Below are 14045 nucleotides of genomic sequence, written 5' to 3' on the forward strand. Positions count from 1 at the left end.
CAGCGAGGCGGCGGCCGGTCGGCGCTTACGCCGGATAGGTCCATCCTGGCCGGTACTCCCGGCGCAACAACTTGTTGGCCTCCGGGTCGCCCACACATTCTTCTTTGGCGCCATCCCAGACGACGCTGCGGCCCAGCTTAAGCGAGAGCATTCCCAGCAGGCTCATGTTGGTGGAGCGATGCACCTCCTCGATGTCACTGACGGGCCGCCGGCCGGATTTGATGGCGTCGAGGAAATCCGCCCACAATTCTTTGATGTTCTGATCGTCCGGTTGGTGCAATTGCGGGGCCTGGCGGACGGGTTCAGCGCGGCTGTCGGCGGGGTAAAAGACCCAGCCGTTTTTCCAGCCCATGTGGAAGGTGCCGTTGGTGCCGTAGAAATAACAGCCCACATTTTCGCCTTTTTCAGCATTGTTGCCGGCGAACTGGCGGTGCTCCCAGGTGGCGGTGAAGTTCTCGAATTCGAAGGTGGCGATTTGATGATCCGGGGCGTCGGTGGTTTGCTCGGTGGGGGTGAGCACGGGGGGGCCTTTGATGGGGCGGCCGCCGGTGGAATAGACCTTGCGGGGCCACTTTTCGCCCGTCAGCGTGCCCATGATCCAGAGAATCTGATCCATCCAGTGCACGCCCCAGTCGCCGAGGGTGCCGTTGGCATAATCGAGATAATTGCGGAAGCCGCGCGGATGGATGCCGCCGCTCCAGGGGTTCTTCGGGTCGCCGTTGTAAGGGCGTTTGGGGGCGGGGCCGCACCACAAATCCCAGTCCAATTCCGGCGGCGGCTCGACGTTGCGGCGCGGTTTTTCGGGCCCGCCGCCGTAGTGGACGAAGGAGCGGATGAAGCCGATCTTGCCCACCTTGCCGGAGAGGATGAATTCGCGGCCCGAGACATTATGGGGCGAGACGCGGCGGTGGGTGCCCACCTGCACGACCTTGCCGGTTTCGCGCGCGGCTTGGACCATGGCGCGGCCCTCGCGGATGGTATGTCCGATCGGTTTTTCCACGTACACGTGCGCGCCGGCGCGGACGGCGTCAATGGTCATGAGGGGGTGCCAGTGATCGGGGGTGCCCACGATGACGATCTCGGGTTTGGCGGCAGCCAGCAGCTCGCGGTAATCCTTGAACAATTTGGGCTGCGCGCCGGTGAGCTGCTGGACTTTCTGGGCCGCCGGCTCGAGCAGGCGCCGGTCCACATCACACAGGGCCACCACCTCGCACTGGCCGCTGGCCATGGCTTCGCCCAGGATGTTCATGCCCCACCAGCCGGTGCCCAGCAGGGCGGTGCGATATTTTTTGCCGGCGGGTTCGGCGCCGATGAACGCAGGCGCGCTGGCCAGCCAAAGACCGGCCGCCGCGGTGGTTTGCAGGAAATGACGACGGGGCACGCAGGGGCCTGCGGCCGCCGTGCCGAGGGGCTTGGGCAGGGCTTGCTTCATGGGTATCAGTTTGCCGCCGCCAATGGTGGCGTCAAGCCGCTTCCCCGGATGGGCGGCAGAAAAACCTTTGCGAAAAGAGCGCAAGTTGGGCATTTATAGCGCCGTATGAAGCCATCACCGGTGACTGCGGCGGAGATCAAGGACGCGATCCGCAACATTCCCGATTTTCCCCAGCCGGGCATTCAGTTCAAGGACATCACCCCCGTCCTGGCCAGCCCGCGCCTGCTGGCGGGGGCGATTGATTTGCTTGTGGGGCACCATCAACCCGGCACCATTGACGCCGTGGTGGGGATTGATGCCCGGGGATTCATTTTTGCCGCCGCCGCCGCTTTGCGGCTGGGGGCCGGCTTTGTGCCGGTGCGGAAGAAAGGCAAGCTGCCCTACCAGACGCTGGAGCAGAGTTACGCCCTGGAATATGGCACCAACACCATTGCCATTCATGTGGACGCCGTCAAACCCGGGGCGCGGGTGATTTTGATGGATGACCTGCTGGCCACGGGCGGCACGGCCGCGGCGGCGGCCGAGCTGCTGCAGAAAATTCAGGCCCAGATCGTGGAAATCACTTTTCTCATCGAGCTTTCTTTCCTGCACGGGCGGCAGCGCCTGAGCCAGTACCCGGTGCGGTCAGTAGTGGTGTTTTAAGTCCTGTCTTCGAAGCGGCCCGCCGTGCCGGGGGGCGTCCGTTGGGTGGCCAAAACCTGCCATTGCACTTTCCCCGCCTCATGTCGTATTAGTTAGAGCTTATGTTGATTGTGATGGATCACGCCGCCACGCCGGCGCAGGTGGAGGCGGTCATGGAGCAGGTGCGCGCCTGCGGATTTCGGCCGGTGCCGATGCCCGGGGCCGAGCGCACGGCGGTGTGTGTGCTGGGGAATACCGGGCCGGTGAATCCGGCGCCCTTTGAGAACCTGCCGGGGGTCAAGGAATGCATCCGGGTCACCAAGCCCTACAAACTGGTGAGCCGCGAGACCCAGCCGCAGGATACGGTGTTGACGGTGGCGGGTGTGTCCGTGGGGGGGCAGGCGCCCCCGGTTCTGATCGCCGGGCCGTGCTCGGTGGAGTCGCGCGACCAGATGTTGCGCACGGTGGAGTATCTGGTGTCGCGCGGGGTGAAATTGATTCGCGGCGGGGTGTTCAAGCCGCGGACGTCGCCCTATGCGTTTCAAGGGCTGGGCGAGGAGGGCCTCAAGATCCTGGAGGAAATCAAGCAACAGTTTCCGGTGGGCGTGGTCACGGAGGCGCTGGATCATGAGAACTTCAACGCCGTCGAGCCGGTGGCGGACATGATCCAGATTGGGGCGCGCAACATGCAGAACTTTTCCCTGTTGCGCCGGGCGGGGCAGAGCCGCAAACCGATTTTGTTGAAGCGCGGGCTGGCCGCCACGCTGGAGGAGCTGTTGATGGCGGCGGAGTACATTTTGGCGGGCGGCAACCGGCAGGTGGTGTTGTGCGAGCGGGGGGTGCGCACGTTTGCGGATCACACCCGCAACACGCTGGATTTGAGCGCGGTGGTGGTGGTCCAGCAGCTCAGCCATCTGCCGGTGCTGGTGGATCCCAGCCACGCTGCGGGCAAATGGCCGTATGTCATTCCGCTGGCGCTGGCGGGTGTGGCGGCGGGGGCGCACGGGCTGCTGGTGGAGGTGCATCCGGATCCGCCGCGCGCCTTGAGCGACGGCCCGCAATCGCTGACCTTCGAGAAGTTTGCCGAGCTGCAGGAGAAGGTGCAGCGGCTCACCGCCGCGGGGCTGCGGGGATAACACTTGAAATCTGCGGGCGGTGACGTATAGGGATGGTTGGCTGACATCAAACATGAGTGAGAATCACACCGGGCAGGACGGCTGGAGCCTGGAGGAGGCCCGCCAGCTTTTCCACATCCACCGCTGGGGGGCCAATTACTTCGACATCAACGAAGCCGGTCATGTGGTGGCCAAGCCGCTGCAGGAGAACGGGGCGGTGGTGGATTTGACGGACATCATCGAGGAGGCCCGCGGGCGGGGTTTGAAATTTCCGCTGCTGGTGCGTTTCCAGGACATTTTGCGCCATCGGGTGGAGGCGTTGCATGCGGCCTTCCGGGCCTCGATTGCGGAGTACAATTATCAGGGCAAATACCGCGGGGTGTTTCCGATCAAGGTGAATCAACTGCGGGAGGTGGTGGAGGAAATCCTGGATGCCGGGCGGCCGTATCAGTTTGGGCTGGAGGTGGGCAGCAAGCCGGAGCTGTTTGCCGGCCTGGCCATTCAAAACCAGCCCGGCTCGCTCATCATCTGCAACGGGTACAAGGACGCCGCGTTCATCCGCATGGCCATGCTGGGGATCAAGCTGGGCAAGACGGTCATCACCGTGGTGGAGAAGATTGAGGAGCTGCGCCAGATTATTCAGATTTCGCGCCAGTTTGGCGTGGAGCCGATCATCGGCATCCGCGTGCGGCTGTCCGCCAAGGGGGCGGGCAAGTGGGCGGACAGCGCCGGGGAAAACGCCAAGTTTGGCCTCAGCACCACCGAATTGATGGAGGCGGTGCAGATGCTCAAGACGGAGCAACTGGCCCATTGCTTCAAGCTCATTCATTTTCACATTGGCTCGCAGGTGCCGGACATTCTCACCGTCAAAAAAGCGGTGCAGGAGGCCGCCCGTTTTTATGCCAAGCTGCACAAGATGGGCTTTGACATCCAGTACCTGGATGTGGGGGGCGGCCTGGGGGTGGACTATGACGGCAGCCGCTCGGCGTACGACAGCTCCACCAATTACACGCTGCAGGAGTACACCAATGACGTGGTGTATTACATTGCCGACGTGTGCCACAATGAAGGGGTGCCCCATCCGGACATCATCAGCGAGAGCGGGCGCGCGCTGGTGGCGCATCACAGCGTGCTGATCATGGAGGTGTTTGGCGCCATCGCCAAGGTGGCCCCGCAGCCGTTGTTCAAGTTTGGCGATCACGAGCATCCGCTGGTGAATGAGCTGCTGGACATCCGCAAAAACCTGCACAAGCTCAACAAACTGGAGGCTTTCCACGATGCCCTGGAGCGGAAGGAGGACGCCCACCAGATGTTCATGCTGGGGATGCTCGAGCTGGTGGACAAGGCCAAGATTGAGAGCCTTTTCTGGGAGATTGGCCAGGCGGTGGTGCAGTGTTACAAGGGGGGCGGGTATGTGCCGGAGGAAATTCGCAAGCTGGAGGACAGCCTGGGGGATCAATACCTTTGCAACTTCTCCGTTTTTCAGTCATTGCTGGATCATTGGGCCCTGGGGCAGCTTTTCCCCATCATGCCGCTCAGCCGGCTGAATGAGCGCCCGACGCGCGAGGCCACGCTGGTGGACATCACCTGCGATTCCGACGGGCAGATCAACAAGTTCATTGATCTGAACGATGTGCGCGACACCCTGCCGCTCCATGCCCTGAACGGCAACGGCAACGGCACGCCGGAGCCGTATTATTTGGGCATATTCCTCATGGGGGCCTATCAGGACATCATGGGGGACTTGCACAATCTTTTCGGGCGGGTGAATGAAGTGCATGTCTTTCTCGATCCCGATGAGCCGGCGGGTTATTATGTGGAGGAAATCATCGAAGGCACCACCATCGCCCAGGCCCTGATGTCCGTGCAGTACGATGAGAATGAACTGAAGCGGCAGATGAAGGCGCAGATTGATGAAGCCATCCGCTCGGACCGCATGAAACCCTCCGAAGGCATGCGGTTGCTGGATGACTATGAGCGCGGACTCAAGGAGTACACCTATCTCTCCTTTCAGCCCTGATCCGGCAACGCATGGCCTCCCCCCCGCCCACCCCTGAACTGTTGCATGCCTTGGGACGGTTGGTGCGGGGGTTGACCGCCATTTTCTGGGGGCTGCCCGCCGCCCTGCTGGTGGGGGTGCATACGGGATTGAAGACCCGGCTGGATTTGCGTCTTTTTGACGCATTTTTGCCGCCGGCCGCCACCGGGCTGCTGCTTTACGGCGTCTGGATGCTGGCCGCCTTTCATCCGCAGGAGACCATCTGGATGCGGGCCGTGGATCGCTCCCGGGCTCTGGCCCTGGTCCTGACCGGCTTTTCGCCTTTTCTCTACTGGCACGTGCTGCTGCCGGAGGTGCCGGCCTACTCGGCATGTGTGTGGTTTCTGGCGGTGTTTGGGGTGTTGTTTCTGTTTCATTTCAACCATCTGCTGCAGCGGCTGGTGGCCATGCTGCCGGCCGAGGCCCTGCGCCAGGAGACGATGACCTTCACCCGCCTCAATCAGGTGATCCTGGCCGGCCTGCCCCTGGCGGTGGTGCTGAGCCATGCCCTGCCGCAACTGCTGGCCGGCACGGACTCCGCCGCGCGGCTGGCGCGGGCGTGGCAGCAATTTGGGCCGGCGCAGGAGTGGCTGTTTTTGTTGTTCACCCTGCTGCCGGTGGCCACCACCATGGCGATGGTGTGGAAAATCAAGGAGGCGGTTCTGCATAGCCTGTTTTCCGCGCCCCGTTGAAATCCCGGGCAGAGGCGGCGCCAGGGGCCAAGGGCAGGGGCACTTTTTTTCCATCCCGGCTTGACCCCCAAGGGGAGATTTGGACAATGCCGGGCATCAGCCCACCGCCGCCTGCGCAAGCCGCAGCGGGTGTGTGGCAGTGAAAGACGTTATGCACGCGAATACTTCAGCAGACGCGCCCCGCACCGGCGGCACATTTGACGGGGTCACCCGCTATCACTGGCTGCTGGTCATCATTGCCTCCTGCGGCTGGTTGTTTGATTGCATGGACCAGCGATTGTTCATCCTGGCCCGGCAGCCGGCGCTGACCGAGCTGGCGGCGCACGAGTACACGCAAAAGCGCCATTGCAGCGCCTGCGGCGTGCCCATCAAGAATCAGGCCAAGACAGACCGTTGCGGCGAGTGCCAGGACAAAGGCCGCACGGCCGCCACGCCTGCGGCGCCTGCGCCGGACAAGTTGAAACAGGTCATTGCGCGGGACGCCAAAAATTATGGCGGCTGGGCCACCACGTGCATGATCATTGGGTGGGCCACGGGCGGCATTTTCTTTGGCATGATGAGCGACAAATGGGGCCGGGTGAAAACGATGGTGGCCACCCTGCTGGTGTATTCCGGATTCACCGGTTTATCGGGTCTGGCCCAGACGTGGGAGCAGTTCATGGTCTTCCGCTTTCTGGTGGGCCTGGGCGTGGGCGGCATGTTTGGCGCCGCCACCACGCTGGTGGCGGAGAGTGTGCCCACCAATTTCCGTTCGGTGGCGCTGGGGTCCTTGCAGGCGTTGTCCGCCACCGGCAACATGACCGGCTCGGGCATCAGCCTGCTCATTCCGCCGGGGGCGGAAAATTTCGTGGGTCATTATGCGGGCTGGCGGGTGCTGTTTTTTGTGGGCATTCTGCCGGCCCTGCTGGCCATTCCCATGATTTTCATCCTCAAGGAGCCCGAGGCGTGGAAAAAGGCCAAGGAAGCCGCCCGGCAGGGGCAGAAGGACAAGCAGGTGGGGTCCCCCCTGGAGATGCTCAAACATCCGCGGTGGCGGCGGCACGCGCTCATCGGGCTGCTGCTGGGGGTTTCGGGCATGATTGGGCTGTGGGGGATCGGCTTTTTCTCGCCGGAATTGATCAGCGAGGCTTTGAAGGGGGATTATCCGGCGCAGGTGGTGGACCGGGTGCGCGGGCTGGGGACGTTGTTGCAGGATGCCGGCGCCTTTGTGGGGATGATGGTGTTTACGGCGCTGGCCTCGCGCTGGGGACGCAAGCCGGCGTTTCTGGTCTCCTTCCTGACGTGTTTGGTGGTGGTGGCGTTTGTGTTCAATTTCCTGCGCAAACCCACGGACGCCTACTGGATGCTGCCGCTGCTGGGGTTTGCCACGTTGTCGGTGTTTGCCGGCTACTCGATTTACTTCCCCGAATTATTTCCCACCCGCCTGCGGGGCACGGGGGTGGGGTTCTGCTATAACACGGTGCGCTATCTGGCGGCGCCGGCGCCGGCGTTGTTTGGTTATCTGACCACGTTGATGGATTTCCGGCTGGTGGCCACCCTGATGTGCAGCGTGTTTCTGATTGGGTTGGTGGCTTTGATCTGGGCGCCGGAAACCAAGGACAAACCCCTGCCGGAGGATTGACCCTCCCAAGGCCCGGGATTCCGCCCCATCCTCCTCAAACGCAGCGCCGTCGGCAGGAGGCCGGATGGCTCCGGCCACGAGGGGAGGGATAAGGCTTGGGCTGGCGACCGGCTGGCGGTTTGACAAACCCGCACTGCCCCCTCATCGTTAAGCGCCGTGGGCCACGTTCTCCACGCAGACAGTACTTCCTTCTTCCAGCGCCTGGCGCGCTACGCCGGCCTTTACGCGGCCATGTGGCGCAATGCGCTCATCCGCGAGATGGGCTTCAAGGTGAATTTCCTGCTGTGGATCGTGGTGGAGCTGCTGTGGTTTGCCCTGCAGATCACCTTTTTCATGGTGCTTTACACGCACACGGACGCCATCGGCACCTGGACGCGCTGGCAGGTGGTGATGCTGGTGGGGGCCAGTCATTTCATTCAGCAGGTGTTCACGGCGCTGTTTCTCAACAATTGCGTGCAACTTTCCGAGCATGTCCGCACCGGGCGGCTGGACTTTCTCCTGTTGCTGCCGGTGAACACGCGCTTTGTGGTGTCGCTGCGGCATGTGGACTGGGGCAGCTACGTCAACGCCGCCACCGCGGTGGTGGTGATGGTTTATGCGGCCCGCCAACTCGGCTTGCGCCCGTCGCCGGCCGAGCTGGCGGGTTTCGGCGTGCTGTTGGTGGCCGGCATACTGATTCACTACTCCCTGATGTACATGCTGGCGTGCATCAGCTTCTGGACGGTGCGCGCGCAGGGCATCGTGTGGAGCTACTACAATCTCTTCAACCTGGCGCGGTTTCCGGACGAGGCGTTTCGGGGCCTGTTCAAGGTGGCCTTCACCTATGCGCTGCCGGTGCTGCTGGTGGTCAATGTGCCGGTGAAATTGTTGGTGGCCAAACTGCGCTCGCCGTGGGAGCTGGTGCTGCTGCTGGGCATGAGTCTGCTGCTGTTGTGGATTTCCGAGAAGTTCTGGCGGCTGTCCCTGCGGCGTTACACCAGCGCCAGCGCCTGACAGCGCCCCGGCGGCGCCCGGTCTTATAACACCAGCTCCGGTGTGGGCACGTCCTGCGCCGCGGTGGCCAGCCGGATGTGCTGCGCGCCAAGGGCGTCCAGCCGTTGGGCCACGGCCGCATGCGCCAGCTCCGGGCGGTTGCAATCGCGGCTCAAATGCCCCAGGAAGACGTGTTGCAGGTTTTCGCCCGCCAGCGATTCCACCATGGCGGCCGCGGCCTCGTTGGACAAATGGCCATGCCGGCTGAGGATGCGTTGTTTGGTGGCCCAGGGGCGTTTGGTGTCCTCCTGCAGCAGCCGCACATCGTGATTGGCCTCCACGAGCAGGACATGGGCCGGGCGCATCCGCTCCAGGACGAGGCGGGTGACATGCCCCAGGTCGGTGATGACCCCCACGTTGCCGGCGTTGGTGCGCACCAGGAAGCCCACGGGGTCCTGGGCATCGTGCGGCACGCTGAACGATTCCACCTCCACCTCGCCGACGGAGAAGGCGCTGCCGGTTTCAAACACCCGGCAGGCCAGCCGCAGGCCCAGTTGGGCTTCGATGGCTTCGCGGGTGAAGCGGTTGCAGTAGATCGGGATGTCATGGCGGGCGGCCAGCACCTTCAATGCCTCGGTGTGGTCGCTGTGTTCATGGGTGATGAGAATGCCCGAGAGGGACTCCACCACCCGCCCCAGCGCCGCCAGGCGCAGCCGGATTTGCCGGGCGCTCAGGCCGGCGTCAATCAACAAGCGGGTGTTGCCGGCCTCAAGATACGCGCAATTGCCGGCTGAGCCGCTGCCCAGAATGGTCCAACGCACCGCCACGCGCCCACCTTAAAATCCGTCCGTCAAAGCGCAATGCTTTTTCACGCGGGAGCCTGCCATACCACCTGCCCGCCCACGATCGTAACGACGGCGCGTCCTTTAAGCCGCCAGCCGTGGAAGGGGGTGTTCCGGGATTTGCTGGCGGAGTCCTCACGGCGGAAGGTCCACTCACGGGCGGGGTCAATGACCGTCACATCGCCGTCCATGCCCACGGCCAGGCTGCCTTTGGTGGCCAGGCGCAGCAGGCGCGCGGGATTGACGGTGAATTTGGCCAAGACATCAGCCAGCCCCAGGCGGCCGGCGTGATACAGTTGCATGAGGGAGAGCGGCAGCTCGGTTTCCAGGCCCGTCACGCCGAAGGGCGCGTAATCGAACTCCACCTCCTTTTCGAAGTCGCAGTGCGGCGCATGATCGCTGCCGATGATCTCCAGCGTGCCATCTGCCAGTCCATCGAGGATGGCCTCGCGATCCGCCGCGGTGCGGAGCGGGGGATTCATCTTGAAATGGGTGTCGTACCGCGGCCAGGCGGGCAATGTGTCGCCCTGCGTGGCGGCCAGGGCGCGGCCATCCTCCGGCCAGAAACTGTCGCTGCCCGCCACGGCGGCATCGGTGAGGGTGAAGTGATGCGGGCAGGCCTCGCCGGAGATGGGCACGCCGCGGCGGCGCGCCTCGCGGAGGAGGCGGACACTGCCGGCCGAGCTGATGTGCTGGCAATGCACGGTGGCGCCGGTGATTTCCGCCATGAGAATGTTGCGTTGCACGATCAATTCCTCGCCGGCGGCCGGCCAGCCGCGCAACCCCAGCACCAGATTCCAGTACCCCTCATGCATCACCCCGTCGGTGACGATGGAATAATCCTGGCAATGGTCCAGCACCGGCAGATCAAACATGCGCGCATACTCGAGCGCACGGCGCATGAGCTCGTTGTTTTGCACGCAATGACCGTCATCGGTGATGGCCACCACCCCCGCCTGTTTCAAGGAGCCGATGGGGGCCAGCTCCTCTCCGGCAATGTTTTTGGAAATCGCGCCCGCCACCAGGACATTGACCACGGCGTCGCGCGCCGATTTTTCATGCACCAGCGCCACGGCGCTGGCGTTGTCAATGGCGGGATTGGTGTTGGGCATGCACACCACGGTGGTGAAGCCGCCGGCGGCCGCCGCGCGCGTGCCGGTGGCGATGGTTTCCTTGGCTGACTGCCCCGGCTCGCGGAGGTGCACGTGAATGTCAATCAATCCGGGACTCACCACCAGCCCGTGGATATCCAGCCGGGGCACGGTGGGGGGCGCCGTCACCGAGCCGGGCGCACCCCAGGCCGCCACGCGGCCATCGAGGATGAGTAAATCTGCAACTTGATCCACCTTTTGCGCGGGGTCCACCAACCGCCCGCCGGTGAGCAGCAACGAATTCATGAGACGGCAGGATAACCAAGGTGAGCGCACCTTAGCAAGTCCACCGTTGCACCGCCGGCGGCCTGCTGCGGCCCCGGTCACGGCGCGGGCCCCTCCGCGGCGGCGTGCCGCCCGCGCCGGGCGGGAAGCTGGCAGCATGGCGGCCGTGCTTCAACCAAGGTCAGGCGGAGCAGGGAAAACGCTTTGCCAGGGTTTTGGGCCGCGTTCTCCCGGCGCCGGGCCGGTGGGGCTGAGGCGTTTTTCTTTATCCTTTATTGGGGGCGTCGGCGCAGGCATAGTCGCGCCATGCGCGTCACGTTTTACGGAGCCACCCGCACCACCACGGGCTCGTTGTTTTTATTGGAAGTAAATCGCCAGCGTCTGCTGCTGGAATGCGGGCTGTTTCAAGGCCGGCGGGGGGAGACCATGGAACGCAACCGGAACTTTCCGTTTGACCCGGCGCAAATTGATGCCGTCATTCTGAGTCACGCGCACATTGATCATTGCGGCAACCTGCCCAACCTGTGCCGGCACGGATTCACCGGCAACATCTACTGCACGTTTGCCACGCGCGATCTGGCCAGCGTGATGCTGGAGGACTCGGCGCAGATTCAGAAGGCGGACGCCGAGTTTGTGTCCAAGAAACGGGCCAAGCAGGGGCTGCCGCCGGTGGAGCCGCTGTACACCGCCACCGAGGCCGAGCTGGCCGTGCGCCAGTTTGTGGCCATCAATTATGACCGTCCCATGCCGGTGGGGGACGGGGTCGCGCTGACTTTTCGCGATGCCGGCCACATCCTGGGCTCGGCGCAGGTGGTGCTGGACATTCGCGAGAACGGGCGCAAATACCGCTACCTTTTCAGCGGGGATGTGGGCCGGGGCAACGATGACATCCTGCGGGATCCGCAGCCGGTGGAGAACGTGGATTACCTGCAGATTGAAGCCACGTATGGGGGGCGCGAGCACACGGCCAAACCGCAGTCGCTCGAGCTGCTGGCCACCCTTGTCAGCGAGACGCTGGCCCAGAACGGCAAGGTCATCATTCCCAGTTTTTCGGTGGGCCGCACCCAGCAGATTGTGTATGAGCTGCATCAGTTCACACTGGCCGGGCGCATCCCCAAAGTGCCCATTTTCGTGGACAGCCCGTTGAGTGTGAATGCGACTGAAATCTACCGGCTGCATCCCGAATGTTTTAATGATCGCATCTACAAATTCCTGCGCGAGGTGGCCAACCCCTTCGGCATGGACAACCTGACTTACATCCGCGAGCAGTCGCACTCGATGAAGCTCAATGAGCTGAAGGAGCCGGCCATCATCATCAGCGCCTCCGGCATGGCGGAGGCGGGGCGCATCCGGCATCATCTCAAGAACCACATTGGCAACCCGGCCAACCTCGTGTTGTTCATCGGTTATTGCGCGGAGCACACGCTGGGCGCGCAAATTCTGGCGGGGCGTTCGCCGGTGAACATCTTTGGGGAGCCGCACCACGTCCGCGCCAAGGTGGCTTCCATTGACGCCTTCAGCGGCCATGCGGACAAAAATGAACTCATGGCCTACGTGCGCCGCCTGGACGGCCACGTCAAAAAAGTGGCGGTTGTGCATGGTGAGGAAAACCAGTGCCTCGCCTTTGCGGAGTCCCTGCGTCAATGGCGGCCGGACGCGGAGATTCTGGTGCCCCGGCAGGGCGACACGATGGAGGTGTGAGCCGCGGTTGGGCGGGCCGGCCAGGGGGGCTGGCCTTTCCCGCCGCCGGCGAGGCAGATCGTTTAACCCCGGCTTTCTTCGGGTTCAGGCTCGGCGGCCGGCTCGGTTTCCTCCTCGGGCTCGCTTTCTTCCGCCGCTTCTTTCTCCCGGGCCGCCTCGGCGGCCGCGCTGAATTTCATCACGGCGGAGAACAAGCCGGTGAACAAGCCCGTGCTGGCGAGGGTGTTGAGGAAAAAGCTCCAGGTAGGCGGATAACCGGGGACGCCCGTGGTAAGACTTTGCAGCCAGCCGGCCAGGGTTTTCACGTAGGCCGGGTTGAGCAGCCAGGAGAGGGTGTTGGTGAGGAAGTAAAAGACAATCGCGCCCAGGAGCCCGCCGCCCAGGAGTCCCAGGAAGGAGGCGCGGTGGCTGATTTTGCGGCCCAGGGCGATGACCAGCAGGTACACGGCATAGTTGCCGGCCATGAAGGCCAGGGTGCCGGGGCTTAACAGAGCGACGCCATACACAAACCGGTTGAGCAACACATCCGTCACCAGCAGCGTGAGCAGCGGCAGCCCCCAGCCCAGGCGGCCGGGAAAAAAGGCGCCCGCGCAAAACGCCAGAGCGATCATGGCACTGAAATTGGGCGGCATCAGCTCCGGCGTGCGCGTCACCGCGGCGGCCACCATCAGCAACAGCATGGGCAGCCAGTAGGTGCGACGTTCCTGCACGCGGTGGATAATACGCCAATGCCGCCGCCTGACAAGGGGGGATTGGGCGGCGTCGCCGGCCGGGTGGGCCTGGTTCAACCCCCGGAGCCCGGGTGCCGCCGGTGCACGGCGGTGGGGCGGGCCACATGGAAGGTCACCCGCCGCTCCGGGGATTGCCGGGTGTAAATGGCGTAGGTGCACGGCGGCACGAAATAATGCCCGGCCCATAGCCGCCGCCAGCGGTGATGCAGGATGATCAGGGGCCGCAACCAGCGCGCCCACGCCGGGGCGCTGGCCTGCAACAAGGCCCGCTCGCGCCGGGCGTTGGGTTTGAGATTCATGTTCTCGCCCGTGTCCGTGAAGGCGGTGGTGACCAGCGGCAGACAGTCAAAGCGCACGCCAGCATCAATCAGACGGAGCACCCATTCGGCGTCCCCCAAATCCCGGTAGGCGGGATTGAAATACAGGCCGCGCTCCAGCAGGCGCCGCCGGAAAAAGGTGGCGCACGTCAGCAGGGAGAGGTTGCCGGAAACCCACGTGTGCGCCCGGCGGGGGGTCAGCGCCTGCCGGTGACAGAGGTATTCGCCCTGCGGGTTGACAATGATGGCATCGGCCAGCAGGACATCGGTTTGCGGATGGCGGTCGAAGTAATCGGTCACTGCGGCCAGCGCGCCGGGCAGGTATTGTTCGTCGCAGTTCAGGTAGGCCAGGTATTCGCCGCGGGCGCGGCGCAGACCTCGGTTGATGGCGTCATACATGCCCTGGTCTTTTTCCACGAAGGCCTGGACGCGGGAATCCTGGAGGAGCCAGTCGAGGGTGCCATCGTCCGAGCCGGCATCCTGCACCAAATGCTCATGGGGCACGGTTTGATCCGCCACCGAGGCGATGCAGAGCTTGAGCCAGGCTCCACTGCGAAAGGAAGGTGTGATGATGGAAAAACGCATGA

General features: G+C 63.7%; 12 protein-coding genes. 7 read left to right on the forward strand and 5 right to left on the reverse strand.

Annotated elements, in window-relative coordinates:
- Positions 1-25 precede the first annotated feature (25 nt).
- Positions 26-1381 carry a Gfo/Idh/MocA family oxidoreductase gene (locus tag N3J91_15140; GenBank protein ID MCX8157754.1) on the reverse strand — a complete coding sequence of 452 codons (1356 nt, stop codon included), beginning with the start codon at positions 1379-1381 and terminating at the stop codon, positions 26-28.
- 156 nt (positions 1382-1537) lie between these two features.
- Here N3J91_15140 and N3J91_15145 point away from each other — a divergent pair, with 156 nt between their 5' ends.
- The 6 genes from N3J91_15145 (at position 1538) to N3J91_15170 (ending at position 8512) form a co-directional block, all read left to right on the forward strand.
- A complete protein-coding gene (locus N3J91_15145; GenBank protein ID MCX8157755.1) occupies positions 1538-2074 on the forward strand; it encodes an adenine phosphoribosyltransferase in 537 nt (178 codons plus the stop codon).
- Between the two features lie 101 nt (positions 2075-2175).
- Entirely contained in the window at positions 2176-3189 is a 1014-nt protein-coding gene (aroF, locus tag N3J91_15150; GenBank protein MCX8157756.1) for a 3-deoxy-7-phosphoheptulonate synthase, read from the forward strand.
- Between the two features lie 52 nt (positions 3190-3241).
- Positions 3242-5188: a biosynthetic arginine decarboxylase gene (gene speA / locus N3J91_15155; GenBank protein ID MCX8157757.1), complete on the forward strand. Its 1947-nt coding sequence runs from the start codon at positions 3242-3244 to the stop codon at positions 5186-5188.
- Between the two features lie 11 nt (positions 5189-5199).
- Positions 5200-5898 (forward strand): hypothetical protein, encoded by a 699-nt coding sequence (locus N3J91_15160; GenBank protein MCX8157758.1) that lies wholly within the window; start codon positions 5200-5202, stop codon positions 5896-5898.
- A gap of 151 nt (positions 5899-6049) precedes the next feature.
- The gene (locus N3J91_15165; GenBank protein MCX8157759.1) at positions 6050-7519 is read left to right on the forward strand and encodes an MFS transporter; all 1470 of its coding nucleotides are present in this window, start codon (positions 6050-6052) and stop codon (positions 7517-7519) included.
- 156 nt (positions 7520-7675) lie between these two features.
- On the forward strand, positions 7676-8512 hold the full coding sequence (locus N3J91_15170; GenBank protein ID MCX8157760.1) for an ABC-2 family transporter protein: 837 nt from the start codon (positions 7676-7678) through the stop codon (positions 8510-8512).
- Between the two features lie 23 nt (positions 8513-8535).
- Here N3J91_15170 and N3J91_15175 read toward each other — a convergent pair whose 3' ends face one another.
- Positions 8536-9318, reverse strand: coding sequence for an MBL fold metallo-hydrolase (locus tag N3J91_15175; protein ID MCX8157761.1), 783 nt, complete (start codon positions 9316-9318; stop codon positions 8536-8538).
- 41 nt (positions 9319-9359) lie between these two features.
- On the reverse strand, positions 9360-10730 hold the full coding sequence (locus N3J91_15180) for a dihydroorotase (protein ID MCX8157762.1): 1371 nt from the start codon (positions 10728-10730) through the stop codon (positions 9360-9362).
- A gap of 285 nt (positions 10731-11015) precedes the next feature.
- Between N3J91_15180 and N3J91_15185 the strand changes: the two genes are divergently transcribed.
- A complete protein-coding gene (locus N3J91_15185; protein MCX8157763.1) occupies positions 11016-12410 on the forward strand; it encodes an MBL fold metallo-hydrolase in 1395 nt (464 codons plus the stop codon).
- Positions 12411-12472: 62 nt separating this feature from the next.
- On the opposite strand, the gene N3J91_15190 is transcribed toward N3J91_15185, so the two are convergent.
- The gene (locus N3J91_15190; protein MCX8157764.1) at positions 12473-13120 is read right to left on the reverse strand and encodes a hypothetical protein; all 648 of its coding nucleotides are present in this window, start codon (positions 13118-13120) and stop codon (positions 12473-12475) included.
- Positions 13121-13194: 74 nt separating this feature from the next.
- Complete coding sequence (locus tag N3J91_15195; GenBank protein MCX8157765.1) at positions 13195-14043, reverse strand: glycosyltransferase; 849 nt, start codon at positions 14041-14043, stop codon at positions 13195-13197.
- Positions 14044-14045 lie beyond the last annotated feature (2 nt).

The sequence above is a fragment of the Verrucomicrobiia bacterium genome, assembly GCA_026414565.1.
GTDB lineage: Bacteria > Verrucomicrobiota > Verrucomicrobiia > Limisphaerales > Fontisphaeraceae > Fontisphaera.